19 protein-coding genes are annotated in these 20,185 nt (G+C 71.4%); 8 read left to right on the top strand and 11 right to left on the bottom strand.

The window, feature by feature from the left end:
• The first annotated feature begins 24 nt into the window (after positions 1–24).
• Complete coding sequence (locus AB0M67_RS19655; RefSeq protein WP_365747034.1) at positions 25–1,716, top strand: ABC-F family ATP-binding cassette domain-containing protein; 1,692 nt, start codon at positions 25–27, stop codon at positions 1,714–1,716.
• A gap of 59 nt (positions 1,717–1,775) precedes the next feature.
• Here AB0M67_RS19655 and AB0M67_RS19650 read toward each other — a convergent pair whose 3' ends face one another.
• From AB0M67_RS19650 to AB0M67_RS19630, 5 genes are all read right to left on the bottom strand, one after another.
• Positions 1,776–2,765: a GNAT family N-acetyltransferase gene (locus AB0M67_RS19650; protein ID WP_365747032.1), complete on the bottom strand. Its 990-nt coding sequence runs from the start codon at positions 2,763–2,765 to the stop codon at positions 1,776–1,778.
• A gap of 114 nt (positions 2,766–2,879) precedes the next feature.
• Positions 2,880–3,563 carry an ABC transporter ATP-binding protein gene (locus tag AB0M67_RS19645; protein ID WP_351394618.1) on the bottom strand — a complete coding sequence of 228 codons (684 nt, stop codon included), beginning with the start codon at positions 3,561–3,563 and terminating at the stop codon, positions 2,880–2,882.
• Positions 3,564–3,608: 45 nt separating this feature from the next.
• On the bottom strand, positions 3,609–5,057 hold the full coding sequence (locus tag AB0M67_RS19640) for an ABC transporter permease (RefSeq protein ID WP_365747029.1): 1,449 nt from the start codon (positions 5,055–5,057) through the stop codon (positions 3,609–3,611).
• Positions 5,058–5,366: 309 nt separating this feature from the next.
• Positions 5,367–6,626 carry an Ig-like domain-containing protein gene (locus AB0M67_RS19635; protein WP_365747432.1) on the bottom strand — a complete coding sequence of 420 codons (1,260 nt, stop codon included), beginning with the start codon at positions 6,624–6,626 and terminating at the stop codon, positions 5,367–5,369.
• A 166-nt stretch (positions 6,627–6,792) separates the two neighbouring features.
• Entirely contained in the window at positions 6,793–7,158 is a 366-nt protein-coding gene (locus AB0M67_RS19630) for a hypothetical protein (protein ID WP_249948150.1), read from the bottom strand.
• Positions 7,159–7,265: 107 nt separating this feature from the next.
• On the opposite strand from AB0M67_RS19630, the gene AB0M67_RS19625 reads away from it, so the two are divergent.
• The gene (locus AB0M67_RS19625; RefSeq protein WP_365747027.1) at positions 7,266–7,553 is read left to right on the top strand and encodes a hypothetical protein; all 288 of its coding nucleotides are present in this window, start codon (positions 7,266–7,268) and stop codon (positions 7,551–7,553) included.
• A gap of 72 nt (positions 7,554–7,625) precedes the next feature.
• Here the strand turns inward: AB0M67_RS19625 and hutH are convergent, their stop codons facing one another.
• From hutH to AB0M67_RS19600, 5 genes are all read right to left on the bottom strand, one after another.
• Complete coding sequence (gene hutH / locus AB0M67_RS19620; protein ID WP_365747025.1) at positions 7,626–9,173, bottom strand: histidine ammonia-lyase; 1,548 nt, start codon at positions 9,171–9,173, stop codon at positions 7,626–7,628.
• 122 nt (positions 9,174–9,295) lie between these two features.
• A complete protein-coding gene (locus AB0M67_RS19615) occupies positions 9,296–10,462 on the bottom strand; it encodes a diguanylate cyclase (RefSeq protein WP_365747023.1) in 1,167 nt (388 codons plus the stop codon).
• A gap of 81 nt (positions 10,463–10,543) precedes the next feature.
• Complete coding sequence (locus tag AB0M67_RS19610; protein ID WP_365747022.1) at positions 10,544–11,353, bottom strand: enoyl-CoA hydratase-related protein; 810 nt, start codon at positions 11,351–11,353, stop codon at positions 10,544–10,546.
• A gap of 117 nt (positions 11,354–11,470) precedes the next feature.
• The gene (locus AB0M67_RS19605; protein WP_365747020.1) at positions 11,471–12,622 is read right to left on the bottom strand and encodes an adenylate/guanylate cyclase domain-containing protein; all 1,152 of its coding nucleotides are present in this window, start codon (positions 12,620–12,622) and stop codon (positions 11,471–11,473) included.
• Positions 12,623–12,856: 234 nt separating this feature from the next.
• Positions 12,857–13,735: a biotin--[acetyl-CoA-carboxylase] ligase gene (locus AB0M67_RS19600; RefSeq protein ID WP_365747018.1), complete on the bottom strand. Its 879-nt coding sequence runs from the start codon at positions 13,733–13,735 to the stop codon at positions 12,857–12,859.
• 118 nt (positions 13,736–13,853) lie between these two features.
• Here AB0M67_RS19600 and AB0M67_RS19595 point away from each other — a divergent pair, with 118 nt between their 5' ends.
• The 4 genes from AB0M67_RS19595 (at position 13,854) to AB0M67_RS19580 (ending at position 16,580) form a co-directional block, all read left to right on the top strand.
• The gene (locus AB0M67_RS19595) at positions 13,854–15,467 is read left to right on the top strand and encodes an acyl-CoA carboxylase subunit beta (RefSeq protein ID WP_365747016.1); all 1,614 of its coding nucleotides are present in this window, start codon (positions 13,854–13,856) and stop codon (positions 15,465–15,467) included.
• 21 nt (positions 15,468–15,488) lie between these two features.
• Positions 15,489–15,695, top strand: coding sequence for an acyl-CoA carboxylase epsilon subunit (locus AB0M67_RS19590; RefSeq protein ID WP_365747014.1), 207 nt, complete (start codon positions 15,489–15,491; stop codon positions 15,693–15,695).
• Between the two features lie 93 nt (positions 15,696–15,788).
• Positions 15,789–15,917 (top strand): hypothetical protein, encoded by a 129-nt coding sequence (locus AB0M67_RS19585; protein ID WP_365747012.1) that lies wholly within the window; start codon positions 15,789–15,791, stop codon positions 15,915–15,917.
• Positions 15,918–15,965: 48 nt separating this feature from the next.
• A complete protein-coding gene (locus AB0M67_RS19580) occupies positions 15,966–16,580 on the top strand; it encodes a nucleoside triphosphate pyrophosphatase (protein WP_365747010.1) in 615 nt (204 codons plus the stop codon).
• A 28-nt stretch (positions 16,581–16,608) separates the two neighbouring features.
• Here AB0M67_RS19580 and AB0M67_RS19575 read toward each other — a convergent pair whose 3' ends face one another.
• The gene (locus tag AB0M67_RS19575; protein ID WP_365747008.1) at positions 16,609–17,076 is read right to left on the bottom strand and encodes a hypothetical protein; all 468 of its coding nucleotides are present in this window, start codon (positions 17,074–17,076) and stop codon (positions 16,609–16,611) included.
• Between the two features lie 306 nt (positions 17,077–17,382).
• Here AB0M67_RS19575 and AB0M67_RS19570 point away from each other — a divergent pair, with 306 nt between their 5' ends.
• Together AB0M67_RS19570 and AB0M67_RS19565 are read left to right on the top strand one after the other, a co-directional pair.
• Complete coding sequence (locus AB0M67_RS19570; protein ID WP_365747006.1) at positions 17,383–19,137, top strand: biotin carboxylase N-terminal domain-containing protein; 1,755 nt, start codon at positions 17,383–17,385, stop codon at positions 19,135–19,137.
• 92 nt (positions 19,138–19,229) lie between these two features.
• A complete protein-coding gene (locus AB0M67_RS19565) occupies positions 19,230–19,811 on the top strand; it encodes a helix-turn-helix domain-containing protein (protein ID WP_365747004.1) in 582 nt (193 codons plus the stop codon).
• The last annotated feature ends 374 nt before the right edge of the window (positions 19,812–20,185 follow it).

The following is a 20,185-nucleotide window of genomic DNA, read 5'->3' as shown; positions in this document are numbered from 1 at the left end:
GGGCGTGACACTCCAGGAAGAAGCATGCGCGAACGCGCCCAATTGGCGATGAAGGACGTGTCCAAGGCGTACGGCGACCGGTCGGTTCTCGACCAGGTGTCGCTGACCGTACGTCCCGGCGAGAAGGCCGGAGTCATCGGGGAGAACGGCTCCGGCAAGTCGACCCTGCTGCGGCTGCTCGCCGGGGCCGAACGGCCCGACGACGGCGAGATCACCGTCCGGTTCCCCGGCGGCGTCGGCCATCTCGCCCAGACCCTCGCTCTCGATCCCGGCCGGACCGTCCAGGACGCCGTGGACGCGGCCCTGGCCGAGCTGCGCGCGCTGGAGCGCCGGATCGCGGCGGCCGAAGCGGCACTCGGCGACGCCGGTCCTGATGAACTGGCCGCCTACGGTGAGCTGTTGGCGGCGTACGAGGAGCGCGACGGCTATCGCGCCGACGCCCGTGTCGACGCCGCGCTCCATGGCCTCGGGCTCGCCGGGGTGGCCCGGGACCGTACCCTCGGCACACTCTCCGGCGGCGAGCGCTCCCGGCTGGCGCTGGCCTGCGTCCTGGCGTCGGCGCCCGAGCTGCTGCTGCTCGACGAGCCCACCAACCATCTCGACGTCCGCGCGAGCGTCTGGCTGGAGGACCAGCTCAGGGCGCACCGCGGGACGGTGCTCGCCGTCACCCACGACCGGGCGTTCCTGGAGCGGATCGCGACGACGATCCTGGAGGTCGACCGGGACACCCGGGCGGTGACCCGGTACGGCGACGGCTGGGGCGGCTACCGGACGGCGAAGGCCGCGGCCCGGCGCCGCTGGGAGCAGGACCATCTGGAGTATCTGGCCGAGCTGGCCCGTACGGAGGAGCTGGTCGCGGCGGCCGGCCGGCGGCTCGTGGCCACCGGCGGGGATCCCCGCCAGGGCTTCGGCAAGCACCGCCGCTCGCACGAGGCGAAGCTGTCCGGGCAGGTCAGGGCGGCGCGGGAGCGGCTGTGGCGGCTCAAGGAGAGCCCCGTACCGGCGCCTCCCGAGCCACTGAGGTTCAGGGCCACGCTCGCGTCCGGCCGCGCGGACACCGTCGCCGTCGCCGTCGCCGGAGAAGTGGCCGCCAAAGTAGTGGCCGCCGAGGAAGTGGCCGCAAAGGACGTGGCCGCCGAGGACGTGGTCGCCCAGCTGGACGATGTGGTGGTCGGCGACCGGCTGTCGGTGCCCGGTCTCCGGGTGGCGGCGGGCGAACGGCTGCTCGTGACCGGCCCCAACGGCGCGGGCAAGACCACACTGCTCCGGGTCCTGGCCGGTGAACTGCGCCCGGACAGCGGTACGGTGCGCCACACCGGCCCGCTCGGCTATCTCGCCCAGGAGCTGCCCGCCGTACCCTCGCGCCTCCCGCTGCTGGGGGCCTTCGCGGCGGGCCGTCCCGGGCTCCCGGAGGAGTACGAGGACGAGTTGCTGAGCCTCGGGCTGTTCCGGCCGGACGATTTCGGCGTACCGGTCACGGCCCTCTCGGTCGGCCAGCGGCGCAGGCTGGAACTGGCCAGGCTGGTGACCCGCCCGGCCGATCTGCTCATCCTCGACGAACCGACGAACCATGTGGCGCTCAGCCTGGTGGAGGAGTTGGAGGAGGCGCTGGCGGCGTACGCGGGGGCGGTGGTGGTGGTCTCGCACGACCGCGGTTTCCGGGCCCGGTTCACGGGCGCGCGGCTGGAGCTGCGGGCGGGCCGTGTGGTGAGCTGACCGGCCGACGCCGCTGACCGACGGGTGGGGGGCGGGCCGACCGTGCGGCCGCCCGTCGGTCAGAGCTTCGCCTGGAAGACCCCCGCGGGCCGCTCCCGCCGGTAGCCGAGCGCCTCGTTCATCGCCAGCGTCGACACGTTGTCGTCGGCGACGGTGGTACGGATCTCCCGTACCCCCGGGTGCAGTTCACGCAGCCGCCCCAGCAGATGGCGTTTGACGGCACGGCCCAGACCCCGGCCCCGGTGGGCGGGGACGACCACCGTGTCGTACTGGAGCGCGCGGGTGTCAGAGGGGGCGGTCAGGACGACCTCGGTGTAGGCGACGACGGCGTCGTCCCGCTCGGTGTCCAGGACGGCCGAGGTGAGGACGATCCCGCCGCGCCGCTCGATCAGCCGGGCCGCGGTCCGTACCCGCTCCACGTCCCAGCTCGGTGTGTGTTCGTCCAGTTGTCTGCTGGGCCCCGACACATCACGTCTCGCGGCGTGGGCGCGGGCGAACGCCTCGGCCGTCCCGTCGGGCACGACACCTGACCAGCCCAGGAAGCGCAGCCCCTCCGGCAGGACGGGCCGCGGAATCTCCTCCAGCGCCGGTGCGACACGCTGCACGTACCAGCCGAGACGCAGCACGTTCGTGAAGCCGAGGCTGTCGACGAACGCCTCGCCCGCGCCGCCGAGTTCCAGGACGGTCGAGACCGAGGAGCGTCCCTGGGCGGCGAGTTCGGCGCGTATCGCCGTCCAGAGCGTCGCGCCGACGCCGCGCCGCCGGGCGTCGGGGCGTACGACCAGGGCGTCCAGGAAGGCCGTGTGCCGGTTGGCCGCGTCGGTGAACAGCAGCAGCGAGGCGACACCCTCGTACGCGCCGTCCTCCGCCACCGCCACGAGGTGCACGTTCCGCCCGCTCACCGGCGGGATGCGCAGTTTTCCCGCCGTCTCCGTCCTGCTCGGCTCCGGCGCGGAGGCCGGCAGATCGCGGACGTGGGCCGCGCTGATCACCGCGTGCCAGGCGTCTGTCTCGGCGTCCGAGGGCGGGCTTCCCAGAGTGATCAGCATGGATCGAACCTACGCGTACGAGGGTGGTGACGCCCCCGACTTTCGGAGACATCCGGGCGGAACCGGGCCGTACGTCAACGCCCGTACGGCCCGGCGCGTGCGCCACTCGCGGGGTCAGGCCGCGGCGTTCTCGGTGATCGTGACCCGTCCCTTGCGGATCGTGGCGAGCCGTGGAGCGCGGCGGGCGATCGAGCTGTCGTGAGTGACCATGATGAAGGTCAGACCGTGCTCTTTCCAGAGGCCCTCCAGCAGTTCCATGATCTCGTCACGCATCGACTCGTCGAGATTTCCCGTGGGTTCATCGGCGAGCAGCACCTTCGGCCGCTTGACGAGCGCGCGGGCGATGGCGACGCGCTGCTGCTGACCGCCCGAGAGCTCGCCGGGCACATGGCCGAGCCGTTCACCGAGGCCGACGGAGCCCAGCGCCTCCGCCGCGCGTTCGCGCCGGGCCGCGCCCTTGAGGCCGAGTGGCACCAGCGCCGTCTCGACGTTCTCCTGCGCGGTCAGCGTGGGGATGAGGTTGAAGCTCTGGAAGACGAAGCCGATGCTCTCCGCCCGTACCTTGGTGAGCCTGGCCTCCGGCAGCTTGGCCAGATCCACCCCGTCGAATTCGACGCTGCCCTGGGTCGGCCGGTCGAGGCCGCCGAGCATCTGGAGGAGCGTGGACTTTCCCCCGCCGGTCGGTCCCTGGATGACGAGCCGGCCGCCGTCCTCGATGGTCAGATCGACGCCGGCGAGCGCGTCGACGGTCTTCTTGCCGCGCGAGTAGCGCTTGGTGACGCCTCTGAGCTGGTACACGTTCAACTCCTGCTGTGCGAAATCCTGTTGAAAGGGGGACCGGGACTACTCGACGCGGCGCAGGGCGTCCGCGGGCCGCAGCCGGGAGGCCCGCCAGCCACCGAAGCCGCCGGCGATCAGACCGCCCGCGACGGCCAGTCCCACGGCCATACCGATGGTGGCGACGGAGACGGGCGCGGTCAGGGCGATATCGAGGGCCTTGGACGCGGTCTGCCGCCCGGGGCCGCCGCCGCCCATGGGACCGCCGCCCGCGAGGCCGCCGCCCCCGCCGCCCGTGGAGCCGAGTTGGGCCGTGAGGGTCGGGCTGATGGCCGTGACGAGATAGGCGCCGCCGAGCCCGAGCGCGATCCCGAGCGCACCGCCGAGCAGCCCGTTGACCAGCGCCTCGCCGACCACCTGGCGGGTGACCCGGCCGCTCTTCCAGCCGAGCGCCTTGAGCGTGCCGAACTCCCGCACGCGGCGGCTGACGGCCGAGGAGGTGAGCAGACCCGCCACCAGGAAGGCCGCGATCAGCACGGCGATGGAGAGCCACTTTCCGACCGTCGTGGCGAGGTCGGAGGCGGTGGACAGGGAGCCGGACACCGTACCGGCGAGATCGGCGGAGGTGGTGACCGTCGTGTCCGGGATGTTCTTCTGGATGGCGGACTTGACTCCGGCGATCTGCTGCGAGTCGGCGGCCTTGACATAGACCGTGGTGACCTTGTCCTTGGAGTCGGCCAGGGTCTGGGCCTTCTTCAGCGGGACGTAGAGGTTGGCGGCGGAGTCCCCGCTGTCGGCGGTGGCGACCCCGACGATGGAGAACTTCGTACCGGAGATGGTGACGGTCTTGCCGACCGCGAGGCTCTTCTCCTTGGCGTACGCGCTGTCGACGACCGCTACCGCCGCGTCCGTCTCGGTGCTCTGGAACGTACGGCCCGTGGTGATCTTGGACGAGGTCAGCGGGCCGAGCGCGGGCGCGGCCACATCGGTGCCGAAGACGGTGTACGAGTTGACGTCGAACGCGGCGCCGCCGCCGCGGACCTCACCGCCGCCCGTACCGCCCTGGCCGGTTCGGCCACCGCCCTCCGGCGGGGTGAACTCGCCGGGTTTGAACTCCCCGTTGACCTTGAGCACGGTCAGGCTGAGCCCGCCGACGGCCTCGGCGACCCCGTCCTGGTCGCCGACCTCCGTGACGGTCGAGGAGGCCAGGGTCTGGAGGCCCTGCACCATCACCCGGTCACTGCTCTGTTCGGCGTCGGTGTCGCCCTTGGCGTCGAACTCGAAGCGCCGGCGGTTGGTGTCGCCCTCGCCCGGCGGGGTCGCGGCCTTGGTGACGGTCATATCGGTACCGAGGCCGTAGAGCGACTGAAGGACCTTGTCCTGGGCCTGGCTCATACCCGAGGAGACGGAGCTGACGACGATCACCAGCGCGATGCCCAGGGCGAGCCCCGAGGCGACGACGAGCGCCGCCTTTCTGCGACGGCGCAGCTCGCGCCTGAGATAGGTGAAGAACATGGGCGTGAAGCTAGGTGCCCGGTGTGATGACGGGTTAAGGGCCGGGTGAGAGCGGGATGAGAACGCGAACGGCGGCGGCACTGGAGGAGGTGCCGCCGCCGTTGACGTGGGGGCTCGGACCGGCCGGGCGAGCCGGATCGGATCAGGGTCGGCTCAGATCAGGTCGGCTCAGATCAGGTCGGCTCAGATCAGGTCGGCTCAGATCAGGTCGGCTCAGATCAGGTCGGCTCAGATCAGGTCGGCTCGGATCAGGGTCGGCTCAGGTCCAGTCGGCTCGGATCAGGTCCGCTCAGGTCGGATCGGGTCCGCTCAGGCGGCCGAACCGGCCTGCCACTCGGCCCAGTTCATGTTCCAGCCGTTGAGGCCGTTGTCCGGCGCGATGGTCTTGTCGGCGGAGTTCTTGACGACGACCACGTCACCGAGGAGCGAGTTGTTGTAGAACCAGGCGGCCGGCTGGTTGGGGTCGCCGGCGCCCTTCACGTCCTTCAGGCCCACACAGCCGTGGCTCGTGTTGACGTTGCCGAACGCGTTTCCGCCCCAGTAGCTGCCGTGGATGAAGGTCCCGGACGTGGAGAGCCGCATGGCGTGCGGAACGTCCTTGATGTCGTACTCGCCCTTGCCGTCGTCGTCCGTGAAGCCGACCGTGGCACCGTTCATCCGGGTCTCCTTGAACTTCTCGGAGATCACCATCTGGCCGTTGTAGGTCGTGTTCTCCGGCGAACCGGCGGAGATCGGGATGGTCTTGAGCGTCTTGCCGTCCCGTACGACCGTCATCGTCTTGCTCTTGACGTCGACCGTGCTGACCTGGCTGCGGCCGATCTGGAAGGTGACGGTCTTCTGCTGGACACCGAAGACGCCGTCCGCGCCCTCGACCCCGTCCAGGTTCAGCTTGAGGGTGACCGTGGAGCCGCCCGTCCAGTACTGCTCGGGGCGGAAGTCGAGGCGCTGCTGGTTGAACCAGTGGCCGACGACCTGCTGGCCGCTGCTCGACGTGACGGTGATGCCGTCCTGGACGGCCTTCTTGTCGGTGATCGCCTTGTCGAAGTTGATCGAGACCGGCATACCGACACCGACCGTGGAGCCGTCCTCGGGGGTGAAGTTCCCGATGAAGCTGTTGCTCGGCGAGACGGTGGTGAAGGAGGAGTTCTCATGGGCCTCGCGGCCCTTGTCGTCCTTCGCGGTCGCGGTGATCTTGTACGAGGTGGAGCGCTCCAGCTGGGCGTCCGGCTTCCAGCTCTTGGCATCGGCGGCCAGAGTGCCCTTGACGGCGGTGCCGTCCGCGGTGGTCATGGTCACGCTGGTGAGGGTGCCCTTGGTGACGGTGACCTTGGCGTCGTTGTTGATACCCGCATTCGTCGCGCCGTTCTTGGGCGCGATGGCTATCTGGGCCTGTGAGGTCTCCTTGGCGGCCACCTCGTCGGCCTTGGCCTGCGCCGACGCCGAGCTCTCGGAGGGGCCCTTGTCCGCCCCCTGGCTACAGGCCGAAAGCACCAGTACGCCGCCGAGCGCCACGGACGCGGCCGCGATGACCTTGCGCCGCTTGCTGTCCCTCATCACACGCTTCTCCATCATCGCCGCTTAACCCTGCCGATAACACTTAAGAACACCTGTACCGGTTCGTCCGGTTCCACATCGACCGAAGATGTGGTGAACACCACTCGCTCCGCGGAAACACGGAAGCCCCGGCCCGTCGGCTGCGGCGGACCGGGGCTTACCAGAGTGACATGCCTCCGCGCTACATCCGACCAGCTCCGACCTCGCCCTCGACCCCGGCCTCTTCCCCGTCGTCCTCGTCGTCCTCGTCGAGGCCCCACTCCACCGCGTCGGGGTCGTAGTCGATCAGTTCACTGGTCCATGAGGCCTGGGCGAGCTCGACCCCCGGGACCTCCTTGACCAGGTCGAAGGGTTCCACCAGATACGCGAGGGCCTCCGCCTCGTCTTCCCGGACCGCGGACCGGGCATGCGTCCGCTCGTCGTCCGGCATGGACTCGTCCGCGCCGATTCGGGCGAGGGCGGCGGCGCTCAGTCGCTCGGGGTCATCGACCTCCAGCACCAATTCCACCTGTACCCGAACATACCGTGATGTCTCAGAATCGCTCATACGACGGAGGGTAAGCTCCCGGCCCCACGACTTTCCCGCGACCCGCTGCTATCACTAACATCACCGCACCCAGCCAATTCGGCGTTGTCACAAGGGGGATCGATCACGTGTCCGTCGCGCGCCGACCGCTCCTGACAGCTACCGCCGCCGGTACCTTGCTCTGCGCCCTGTGGTTCGTGCCCTCAGCGAAGGCCACCGAGGAGCAGAGCGGCCCGCGGGAGCAGTCAGCGGTATCCGCTCAGAGCCTCGCCTCCGGGGAGTCCGGGCAGCTGACCCTCGCCGATACGGGCGGCGTGGACACCACGCCGTATCTGGTCGGCGGGACCCTCTGCCTCGGGATCGGCGCGGGGTTCGTCGCGTACTCCATGCGCAGAGGTGCCCGTATGCCGCTCTGAGACGTATCTGAGACGTATACGTACGGAGGGGCCGCCCGGCGTCCGGGCGGCCCCTCCGTACGCTCAGCGGCCTCAGGCCAGCGGCCCGGTCACCGGCTCGACCGCGGCGACGAGCCCGCCCCCGCGCACGAACGCGTCGGCCCCGGCGAGATCGGGCGCCAGGAAGCGGTCAGGACCGGGCCCCTGGACACCCGCCGCGCGCAGGCCGTCGATGGCCGCCTGGGAGGCGGGCGCGGGCGTAAGGCCCGTACGCAGCTCGATCGCGCGCGTCGCGGCGTACAGCTCCACGGCGATCACACGGGTCAGATTGTCGACGGCGGTACGGAGCTTGCGCGCGGCCGACCAGCCCATGGAGACATGGTCCTCCTGCATCGCGGACGAGGGGATCGAGTCGACCGAGGCCGGCACCGCGAGCCGCTTCATCTCGCTGACCAGGGCGGCCTGGGTGTACTGGGCGATCATCAGCCCCGAGTCGACGCCCGCGTCGTCGGCGAGGAAGGGCGGCAGACCGTGCGAACGGTTCTTGTCCAGGAGCCGGTCCGTACGGCGCTCGGCGATGGAACCGAGGTCGGCGGCGGCGATCGCCAGGAAGTCCAGCACATACGCCACCGGAGCGCCGTGGAAGTTGCCGTTGGACTCCACCCGGCCGTCCGGCAGCACCACCGGGTTGTCGACCGCCGACGCCAGCTCACGCTCGGCCACGACACTCGCGTACGCCAGCGTGTCCCGGCCCGCGCCCGCGACCTGCGGGGCGCAGCGCACGGAGTAGGCGTCCTGGACCCGCGGGGCCTCGTCCTGCTGGAAGTGCCCGGTCAGCCCGGACCCGGCGAGCACCCGCAGCATATTGGCGGCGCTGTCGCCCTGGCCCGGGTGCGGGCGGATGGCGTGCAGTTCGGGGGCGAGGACCTTGGCGGTACCGAGCAGGGCCTCCAGGCTCAGCGCGGCGGTGATGTCGGCGGAGGTGTAGAGCCGCTTCAGATCGGCGATCGCCATGACCAGCATGCCGAGCATGCCGTCGGTCCCGTTGAGCAGGGCGAGCCCTTCCTTCTCCCGCAGCTCCACCGGCTCGATCCCGTGCGCGGCGAGCAGCTCGCCCGCGGGCCGTACGACGCCGTCGGGGCCCTCCGCGTCGCCCTCGCCCATGAGGGTCAGCGCGCAGTGGGAAAGCGGCGCGAGATCCCCGGAGCAGCCGAGCGAGCCGAACTCGTGCACCACGGGCGTGATCCCCGCGTTCAGCACGTCGGCCATGGTCCGTGCCACGCTCGGGCGCACGCCGGTGCGCCCGGAGGCCACGGTCTTGAGCCGCAGGAACATCAACGCCCGTACGACATCCCGCTCGACGCGGGGGCCCATGCCGGCGGCGTGCGACCGCACGATATTGCGCTGGAGCCGGCCCCGGAGATCCGGGCTGATCCACCGGGTGGCGAGCGCCCCGAACCCGGTGGAGACCCCGTACACCGGCTCGGGCTTGGCGGCCAGCGCGTCCACGACCTCCCGAGCGGCGGCGAGCGCGTCGAGCGCCTCGGCGGAGAGCTCGATCCGGGCGTGGCCCCTGGCCACGGCGACCACGTCCTCGGCGGTCGTCCCGGACGTCCCCACCACGACAGTGTGCATATCCATATTCAGGAGCGTACGGACTGAATCTCAGGGTGTCACTAGCGGTACGCCTCCGGCGGCTGTCCGGGCCGGCGGTCGGGGGACACCCCCACCCCCGCGCACGGCCCCGCCGCTCACCCCGGCGCTCACCCCGGCGGCGGAGGCGCGTCACGGAAGCGCCTTCTGTCGCGGTCACCCCGCACCGCCGGCGCGTCCGCCAGCCGCAGCACCGCGCCGTCCCGCCCCGCCACCACCGGCCCCCCGGCCCGCGCCGCCTTCGCCCGGTACTGCGCCGCGTCCGCCAGTCGGAACAGCCGTCGCGCCGACGGCACCTCCCCGATCGGATCCCCCGTCGACGCGATCCCGCACGCCACGCCCTCCCCCAGCTCAAGCCCGGCCGCCCGCTCGCACAGGTCGGCCGCCACCGCCAGCACCTCGTCCGATGTGGGCCCCACCGTCAGCAGACAGAACTCGTCCCCGCCGAGGCGCGCCACCAGCGCGCCGGGAAGCCGCGCGCCGCATACGGACAGCAGCGTGGCGAACCGTTCCAGCAGGCGGTCACCTGCCGCGTGGCCCTGGGTGTCGTTGACCCTCTTGAGGCCGTTGAGATCGCAGACGACCAGACTGACGACGGCCCCCTCCGCCCGATGGCGCCCGATCGCCTCATCGAGCCGTACATCGACCGCGCGCCGGTTCGCGAGGCCGGTCAGCGGGTCGGTGAAGGCGAGCCTGCGGACCTCTTCGAGCCGCTCCGTCTGGGCGATCCCCGCCGCCACCACCGATGCGATGACGGTCGCGAAATCCGCGTCGGCCGCGTCGAACAGCGGCGCTTCCGGGGGCCTGGCCACATACAGCTCGCCCCACGCCCGTCCGTGCAGCACGATCGGCGCGACGACACAGCAGCCACGGCCCCGCCTGCGCAGCGCGGCCACCCGCTGGTGGTTGTAGCCGGGCCCGCCCGGCACCCCCGGGGCCGGGACGACCGCCGGCCCCGCCGCGGTCTCGACCCACGCCTGCGGGCCACCGCCCGCCGCCCACCGCTCGTGCAGGAACTCCGCGATCTCGGGGAACTCGTGCACAGGGTACGTCTCGTCCTTGGGGAACTCCTCCTCCCCGTCGACCCGCGCCCCCGTGTTCACCAGCACCCTGAGATGCCCGAGTTCCCGCTCCCACGACGACAGCGCCGCGAAGCTCCCCCCGAGCGCCTCCAGCGCGCCGTGCGCGGCGGCCCGCCAGGACTCGATCGCCGTAGGGGCCGCCGCCATCGCCTGAGACAGTTCCACTATGGCGCGCAGTCGCCCATCCACTCCCATCGTCCCAGCTTAAGACGGTTTGAAGGGATTTGATCATCTGGAGCGAGGGGTGATCGTTGCGCGTTCACCCACAGGGCGCGTTCACTCTCCGGGCCACTGCGGCTTCCGCTTCTCGTTGAACGCGGCGACCCCTTCCGCCCGGTCGCCGGAGAACGCGACGGACCGCCACGCGGCGTCCTCGACCTCAAGCCCCGCCCGCAGATCGAGCCCGTGCCCGAGGCGCAGCGCGCGCTTGGCGGCGCGCAGGCCGACGGGCGAGTTGGCGGCGATACGGCCGGCCAGGGCCAGGGCCTCGTCCCGGTCTGCGCCCTCGTCCACCAGCTGGTCGACGAGCCCCAGCGCCGCCGCCTCGGCCGCGGCCACCCGCCGTGCGGTGAAGACCAGTTCGGCGGCGCGCGCGGCGCCGACACGGCGCGGCAGCAGCTGCGTACCACCGCCGCCGGGGATCACCCCGACCGACACCTCGGGCAGCCCCACGACCGCCGTGGAGTCGGCGACGATCAGATCGCAGGCGAGCGCCAGCTCGAAGCCGCCGCCCAGCGCGAAGCCGTGCACCGCCGCGACGGTCGGCATCGGCAGTTCCAGTACGCCGGTGTACGCGGCCCGCGCGGTCGGCCGCTGGCGCACGAGTTCGGCGTCGCTGAAGGAGTTGCGCTCCTTGAGGTCCGCGCCGACGCAGAAGGCCCGTTCATGGGTGGAGGTCAGTACCGTGACCCGTACGTCCCGGTCGGCACCGAGCGCGGCGCAGGCGTTCCCGAGGGACCTGGCCAGCTCGGTGGAGACGGCGTTCATGGCCTTGGGCCGGTCCAGGACCAGTTCCGCGACCTGCCCGCCCGGCCCGTGCCGCCGTACGACGACGAACTCCCCGAACCTCTGCTCAGTCTCAGCCATGACCGCACCCTCCCGGTTAACGACGGTTCACCTACACCGGGGCCGATCCTAAGGGGCGGCCCCGGTGAGAGGGCAGGGCCGACCGAAAGGCCCCAGGCCCTGTCCGGCCGACAGGACCTAGGTGGTCCGCCGCCCCATCAGCCAGGGCTCGACCACACCCAGCCCCCGCACCGGCCGCTGCCACATCGGCTGGAGCCCGAAGCGGTACGAGGGCAGCGTCGCGCCCTCCTTCTCGGCCTTCGCCGCGGCCTCCGCCGCCTGCGCCTCGGAGGCGGGGGCGTCGCCCGTGCGGATCAGCTCCTCCGCGAACGCGCCGTCGACCAGGACCGTGTCCTTCGGCGCTATCGACGTCAGCCGGCTCGCGAGGTTCACCGTCGTACCGAACACGTCGCCCATCCGCGTCGTGACCGTCCCGAACGCGATCCCGACGCGCAGCGCCGGCATCGACTCGTCATGGGTCATGGTCTCTATCAGGCGCAGCGCTATCTCCGCGGCCGTTCCCGCGTCGTCCGCCGCGAACAGGACCTCGTCGCCAAGGGTCTTGATCAGCCGGCCGCCGTGCGCGGCGACGAGGTCGGCGGCGGTCGTCTCGAACGCCTCGACCAGCTCGCCGAGCTCCTCCTCCTCCAGCCGCCGGGTCAGCCGGGTGAAGCCGACGAGGTCGGCGAAGCCGACGGCGAGCCGCCGGTCGACCATCTCGTCGTCGTCCGCGGCCTGGACGACGCGGCCCGTGGCGGCGGCGAGCTGGCGCCGCCACACATAGACGAGGAACTCCTCCAGCTCGGGCAGGAGCAGTTCCACCAGGGGGTAGGTGACCTCGGTACGGGTCATGCCGGGCTCGGGCGGCTCGGTCAGGCCCTCCAGGAAGGAATCGATCTGCCACTCCGCCAGCCGGGCGGTGGTCTGCCCGGTCGAGCGGGCGACCTGGATCGCCATCGGCTCGCTGAGCAGCCCCGCCTCCACCAGACCGGCGAGCCGCCGCAGGGCCAGTACGTCCGCCTCCGTGAGCGCCTTGGCCTGGCCGATGTCGGCGAAGCCCATGGCGCGCCAGAAGCGGGAGGCGAGGTCCATCGAGACCCCGGCGGTACGGGCGGCCTGGAAGGCGGTGTAGCGGCGGTCCGCGCCGAGGATCAGCTGTTCGAGGCGGATGGCCAGCGGGTCGTCTGACGGCTCGGCCGTGTGGTCGACGACATGGTGGGGAGTGGGGTGTGCCGAAGACTCCGACGGCGGCTGCGCGTCCTCGCCGGAAGTCGAATCGTCGACGGTCACCAGCCGCCTCCTGCCCGTTCCCTGCGCACTGCCCTGCCGATCTGTCGTGGACCGCCTCAACGATACGGCAGATGTGCGCTGGCTCACGTATCGCGGGGGCAACCGGATCGGGGTGCGACGGTCCGGTCACGGGCCGTCGCCGGTGGCCGCCGGGGAGGCCGGCCGGGCGACGGTGCCATGTGCACCTTGCATATGCCCACGCCGGAGGACGACTCCCCGGATCCGCCCGCGGGTTCAGGCGACCGGCCGCAGATGGACGATGTCGCCCGCGCCGATCGGATGCCGGGTGCCGTCCTCCGTCGCGACCACCAGCCGCCCGTCGCCGTCCACCGCCACCGCCTCGCCCACCAGCTCGCGGTCGCCCGGCAGGACCGCCCGTACCGTGCGGCCCAGCGTCGCGCACCCCGCCGCGTACGCCTCCTGGAGCCGGGAAGCGGCCGGATCGCCGCCCGCCTCGCGCCACTCCCCGTACCACCGCTCCAGCGCCCGCAGCACCCCGCGCAGCAGGGTGTCGCGGTCCAGGGAGACCGCGTTCGCCAGGGCCAGCGAGCCGGCCGCCGGTACGGGCAGTTCCGCCGTGTGCAGCGAGACATTCACGCCGACGCCCACCACGACCGCGTCGTCCCCCGCCCGCTCCGCGAGGATGCCGCCGGCCTTGCGCTCCTCGCCGCCCACGGTCACCAGCAGGTCATTGGGCCATTTGAGTGCCGTGTCCACGCCCGCGGCCCGCGCCAGCCCGGTCGCGACGGCCACTCCCGTCAGCAGCGGCAGCCAGCCGTAGCGGTGGACGGGTACGCCGGGGCCGGGCCGGAGCAGTACGGAGAAGAAGAGCCCGGAGCGCGCGGGCGCGGACCACCGTCTGTCCAGCCGGCCGCGGCCCGCCGTCTGCTCCTCGGCGATCAGTACGGTGCCCTCCGGCGCTCCCGGTGTGCCGTCCGCCCCCGGCCTGGCCCGCGCGGCCAGATCGGAGTTGGTGGATCCGGTGGCGGCGACCACGTCGAGCGAGCTCCACAGCCCGTCGGGCCGGATCAGCCCGCGACGCAGCGCGCGTTCGTTCAGCGGGGGGCGTTCGAGGTCGGACCAGCGGCTCTCGGGTGCATGGGGATCCGTCATGCAAGCCACCCTAGGTGTGGCCAACACCGCACTGCCGAACGGTATCCGCGCCGATACCCTACGGATCAGTAGCACCCGGAACACCCGCATCCGTGAACCCGCAGGGAGCCGCATCCCGATGTCCGAGCCGGAAAACGCCCGAGGAACCAACCACGGAACCGCCGCCCACACCACCGCGGGCAAGATCGCGGATCTCCGGCGGCGCATCGAGGAGGCCACCCACGCGGGTTCCGCGCGCGCCGTGGAGAAGCAGCACGCCAAGGGCAAGCTGACGGCCCGCGAGCGGGTGGATCTGCTGCTCGACGAGGGGTCGTTCGTCGAGCTCGACGAGTTCGCCAGGCACCGCTCCACCAATTTCGGCATCGAGAAGAACCGCCCGTACGGGGACGGGGTGGTCACCGGCTACGGCACGGTCGACGGCCGTCCGGTCTGTGTCTACTCGCAGGACTTCACCATCTTCGGCGGCTCGCTCGGCGAGGTCTACGGCGAGAAGATCGTGAAGGTCATGGACTTCGCGCTGAAGACCGGCTGTCCGATCATCGGCATCAACGACGGCGGCGGCGCCCGCATCCAGGAGGGCGTGGTCGCCCTCGGCCTCTTCGCCGAGATCTTCCGCCGCAATGTGCACGCCTCGGGTGTCGTACCGCAGATCAGCCTGATCGTCGGCCCCTGCGCGGGCGGCGCGGTCTACTCCCCCGCGATCACCGACTTCACGGTGATGGTCGATCAGACCTCGCACATGTTCATCACGGGTCCCGATGTCATCAAGACCGTGACCGGCGAGGACGTGGGCTTCGAGGAGCTGGGCGGCGCCCGTACCCACAACACGACCTCCGGTGTCGCGCACCACATGGCGGGCGACGAGAAGGACGCCATCGAGTACGTCAAGTCCCTGCTGTCGTACCTCCCCTCGAACAACCTGTCCGAGCCGCCCGCCTTCCCCGAGGAGGCGGACCTGGCGACGACGGACGAGGACCGCGAGCTGGACACGCTGATCCCGGACTCCGCGAACCAGCCGTACGACATGCACACGGCCATCGAGCACGTACTGGACGACGCCGAATTCCTGGAGACCCAGGCGCTGTTCGCGCCGAACATCATCACCGGCTTCGGCCGGGTCGAGGGTTTCCCGGTCGGGATCGTGGCGAACCAGCCGATGCAGTTCGCGGGCTGCCTGGACATCAACGCCTCCGAGAAGGCCGCGCGGTTCGTCCGTACGTGCGACGCCTTCAACGTCCCGGTGCTGACCTTCGTGGACGTCCCGGGGTTCCTGCCGGGGGTCGACCAGGAGTACGGCGGCATCATCCGGCGCGGCGCCAAGCTGATCTACGCGTACGCCGAGGCCACGGTCCCGCTGATCACGGTGATCACCCGCAAGGCGTTCGGCGGCGCGTACGACGTCATGGGCTCCAAGCATCTGGGCGCCGATCTCAATGTGGCCTGGCCGACCGCGCAGATCGCGGTGATGGGCGCGCAGGGCGCGGTGAACATCCTGCACCGCCGCACGATCGCGGCGGCCGGTGATGTGACCGCGCAGGAGGAGACGCGCGCCGAGCTGATCCAGCAGTACGAGGACACGCTGCTCAATCCGTACGCGGCGGCCGAGCGCGGCTATGTCGACGCGGTCATCATGCCGTCGGAGACCCGGGCGCATATCGTCAAGGGCCTGCGTCAACTGCGGACGAAGCGGGAAAGCCTGCCTCCGAAGAAGCACGGCAACATCCCCCTCTAGGACTCCGGGAAGGGCGCCGAAGTGATCAAGGTTGTACGAGGAAACCCGACCCGGGAGGAGTTGGCCGCCGCACTCGCGGTGGTCCGGGCGCGCGCGGCGGCGGTGGCGGACTCACCGCCGGGCGCGGCCGAGCCCGCCGCCGAGTGGTCGGCCCCGACGCGGATCGCCCGCCGCCGGCTCCCCGAACCGGGGCCGCGCGCGTGGGCGCGTACGTACTGGCCCGGCTAGGACCTGGGTCCCGTCCGGATAGTGCGGCGGCACCGCCGCGCCTGAGTACACGTACTCAGGCGCTACGGACCGGGCGGCCGGAGTATCGGTCCCATGCTGTGGTCCGACCCGGAGAACGAGCCGCCCAGGGAGATGCGCGACGCGCAGCTCATGCTGCGCCGCGCCGGGGTCCTGCTCGCCCTGGCGGTGGTGGTGGCGATGATCGTGCTCGGCCTCGGCTGATCACCTCCCGCCGCCCTCCCCCGTACCGGCCGGACGCCGCGACCTACGATGGCCCGCATGACCGATCAGCGCCGCCGGCTCGTTCTCGCCTCCGCCTCCCCCGCCCGTCTCGGACTGCTCCGGCAGGCCGGGCTCGCCCCCGAGGTGATCGTCAGCGGCGTCGACGAGGACGCGCTCTCCGCCCCGACCCCCGCCGAACTGGCGCTCGTTCTCGCCGAGGCCAAGGCCACCGCCGTGGCCGCGCTCCCCGCGACGGCCGGCGCGCTGGTCGTCGGCTGCGACTCCGTCCTCGAACTCGACGGCGAGGCGTTCGGCAAGCCCGCCGACGCCGAGGAGGCCACCGCCCGCTGGAAGTCGATGCGCGGACGTGACGGAATCCTGCGGACCGGCCACTGTGTGATCGATACGACGACCGGCCGCCGCGTCGCCGAGACCGCCTCGACCACTGTCCGCTTCGGCACCCCGACGGACGCCGAGATCGCCGCGTACGTCGCCTCGGGCGAACCCCTCCGGGTCGCGGGCGCCTTCACCCTGGACGGCCGCTCCGCGCCCTTCGTCGACGCGATCGACGGCAACCACGGCAATGTCATCGGCCTGTCGCTGCCCCTGCTGCGCCGGCTGCTCGGCGAGCACGGCGTCACGATCACCGATCTGTGGGCCTGAACCGGCCCCGTACCCATGGCACTTGCGCTCAGGCGGGCGCCGGCCCCTCGGCCGGGCTCACCCGCTCGGGCTCGTACGCCACCAGCACCAGCACGATCAGCCCCAGCACGACCATCATGAACGCGAAGGCACTCCACCCCACCAGGCCCACCGTCACCGCGCCGAGCACCCCGTGCACCACCGCGCAGACGATGAGCGCGATCCTGCCGAAGCGGCCCGGAGCGCGGTCCTTGACGGCCGTACGCGCCAGAATCGCCGCGACAAGCACGAGATAGGCGCCGAAGACCCCGCCCATCACCCACGTACCGAGAGACATGGCGGACGGATCGAGTCCGGCCAGGGACATCCGCTGATTGTCGACAACCGTCGCCAGCACACCGTTGACGAACACGATGCCGACCGCCTCGAACAGCAGCACGATCGCGGCCACCCAGGCCACCGGTCTGCGCGCCACGACGCCACCCTCTTCCTCTGTTACCGGTAGTACGTACGACATCGCGCACGCTACTAACCGGTAAACCACCGGACAAGGGCCCGGGCGAGGGCAGAGAATCATTCCGCCATTCGTAGGGACTCCACAAAGAATCGCGATCCGCCGAGGGGTACTCGGACAGAGAGGTGGACCACATCCGAGCGCTACTGTGCGACGGGGGATCCCGGCGTACCGTGGTGCCACAAGGGATTTCGCCCCCTGAGTCAGCCTCGGACCACGCTCCGTGTGGGCAAGGTCACCATTGGGGACGGATCCTTGGGGCGTGTCGGCAGTCCCTAAACTCAGCTTGTTTTCAAGGAGGGAGCCATCGTGCGCAAGGTGCTCATCGCCAACCGTGGCGAAATCGCTGTCCGCGTTGCCCGTGCCTGCCGGGATGCCGGGATCCAGAGCGTAGCCGTCTACGCGGACCCGGACCGGGACGCCCTGCACGTCCGCGCGGCCGACGAGGCGTTCGCCCTGGGCGGTGACACCCCGGCAGCCAGCTATCTGGACATGGCCAAGGTGCTCCAGGCGGCCAAGGACTCCGGCGCCGACGCGATCCACCCGGGCTACGGATTCCTGTCCGAGAACGCCGAATTCGCCCAGGCCGTACTGGACGCCGGGCTGACCTGGATCGGCCCGCCCCCGCAGGCCATCCGCGACCTCGGCGACAAGGTCGCCGCCCGCCATATCGCCCAGCGCGCCGGCGCCCCCCTGGTCGCCGGCACCCCCGACCCGGTCTCCGGCGCGGACGAGGTCGTCGCGTTCGCCGCTGAGCACGGCCTGCCGATCGCCATCAAGGCGGCCTTCGGCGGCGGCGGACGCGGCCTCAAGGTCGCCCGTACGCTCGAAGAGATCCCGGAGCTGTACGACTCGGCCGTCCGCGAGGCCGTCGCCGCCTTCGGCCGCGGCGAGTGCTTCGTCGAGCGCTACCTCGACAAGCCCCGCCACGTCGAGACCCAGTGCCTGGCCGACTCCCACGGCAATGTCGTGGTCGTCTCCACCCGCGACTGCTCCCTCCAGCGCCGCCACCAGAAGCTCGTCGAGGAAGCCCCCGCCCCGTTCCTCTCCGACGCCCAGAACGCCGAGCTGTACGCCGCGTCCAAGGCGATCCTCAAGGAGGCCGGCTACGTCGGCGCGGGCACCGTCGAGTTCCTCGTCGGCACCGACGGCACGATCTCCTTCCTGGAGGTCAACACCCGCCTCCAGGTCGAGCACCCGGTCACCGAAGAGGTCACCGGCATCGACCTGGTCCGCGAGATGTTCCGGATCGCCGACGGCGAAGCCCTCGGCTACGACGACCCGGCCGTGCGCGGGCACTCCTTCGAGTTCCGTATCAACGGCGAGGACCCGGGCCGCGGCTTCCTGCCCGCCCCCGGCACCGTCACCACCTTCGCCCCGCCCGCCGGCCCCGGCGTCCGCCTCGACGCGGGCGTGGAGTCCGGCTCGGTCATCGGCCCGGCCTGGGACTCCCTGCTCGCCAAGCTGATCGTCACCGGCGCCACCCGCGAACAGGCCCTCCAGCGCGCCTCCCGCGCCCTGAACGAATTCACGGTCGAGGGCATGGCCACGGCGATCCCCTTCCACCGCAAGGTCGTCACCGACCCCGCCTTCACCTCCGACCCGTTCACCGTCCACACCCGCTGGATGGAGACGGAGTTCACCAACGACATCCCGCCCTTCGCGGCCCCCGCCGACGCCGAGACCGAGGACGAGCCCGGCCGCGAGACCGTCGTCGTCGAGGTCGGCGGCAAGCGTCTCGAAGTCTCCCTGCCCTCCAGCCTGGGCATGACCCTGGCCCGCACCGGCCTCGCCGCCGGCGCCAAGCCCAAGCGCCGCGCCGCCAAGAAGTCCGCCTCCGCGGCCTCCGGCGACACCCTGGCCTCCCCGATGCAGGGCACCATCGTCAAGGTCGCCGTCGAAGAGGGCCAGGAGGTCAAGGAGGGCGACCTCGTCGTCGTCCTCGAAGCCATGAAGATGGAGCAGCCCCTCAACGCGCACCGCTCCGGCACCATCAAGGGCCTCAATGCCGAAGTCGGCACGGCCCTCACCTCCGGCGCCACCATCTGCGAAATCAAGGACTGACCCGCCACCGAGGCCCCGCCGGAGCACGGCGGGGCCTCCGCGTGTGCGGTGGCATCCTTGACGCCACACGGGCGGAGACAGGGAGGACCCCAATGGCGAGCGGTACGGCACACGCGCTGCCCCGGCCCATGCGCGCCGACGCGCGCCGCAACTACGAGCGCCTGCTCACGGAGGCCCGCCGCAGCTTCGCGGAACACGGCACGGACGCCTCCCTGGAGGACATCGCGCGCCGCGCGGGCGTCGGCATCGGCACGCTCTACCGCCACTTCCCGAACCGCCACGCGCTGATGAACGCGGTCTTCCAGGAAGCGCTCACCTCCCTCATCGAGCGCTCCCGCGAACTCGCCGAGGCGGAGCAGCCGTGCGGCGCGCTGGTCGAATGGCTGGGTACGCTCATCACTCATGCGGGTGAGTACCGCGGGCTCTCCCAGGCGCTCATGTCGGCCTCCCACGACGAGAGTTCGGCGCTGTCGCAGTGCAGTGTGCCGATGCGCGAGGCGGGCGGACGCCTCTTGGAACGGGCGCAGCGGGCCGGCCATGTCCGGCCGGAGGTCTCGATCGACGACCTGATGCAGCTCACGAACGCGATCGCCTTGGCGGCGGAACAATCCCCGTCCGACCCGCACTTGGCGGACCGCCTGCTGAAACTGACGCTGACGGGCCTGCGGCGCTGAGGGTTTGTCTTTGGCCGGGTCCGGTTTCCGGGTGCGGGTTGTCGCCGGGGTGCGTTCGTCTTGGCCGGGGCCGGTTTCCGGGTGCGGGTTGTTGCCGGTGGTCGCTCCGGGCTCGCGCCCGGGACTGCATGATTTACGGCGCGACTCCGCCCACAGTCAGGAGACGGGCGTTCGCGCGCCACAAATCACGCTCTACGTCCCGGACACGACCCCTGCGCGCCCCCCTTCACCGCCCGCACAAAGCGGGCCCGGCCGACCACGAGGGCGAGTGCGACCACGGGCGGGAGGGGGTCGGGGTCGGAGGAGGTGCGTGTCCGGACGTAAAGCGTCGCAGCTCGTGCGAAGCACGGTGAGGAAAGCAGTCCGGACACGCA

This window comes from Streptomyces sp. NPDC051662, assembly GCF_040681655.1.
Taxonomy (GTDB): Bacteria; Actinomycetota; Actinomycetes; order Streptomycetales; family Streptomycetaceae; genus Streptomyces.
Note: the sequence above shows the minus strand (reverse complement) of the source record. Positions and strands in the feature narration are given on the sequence as shown.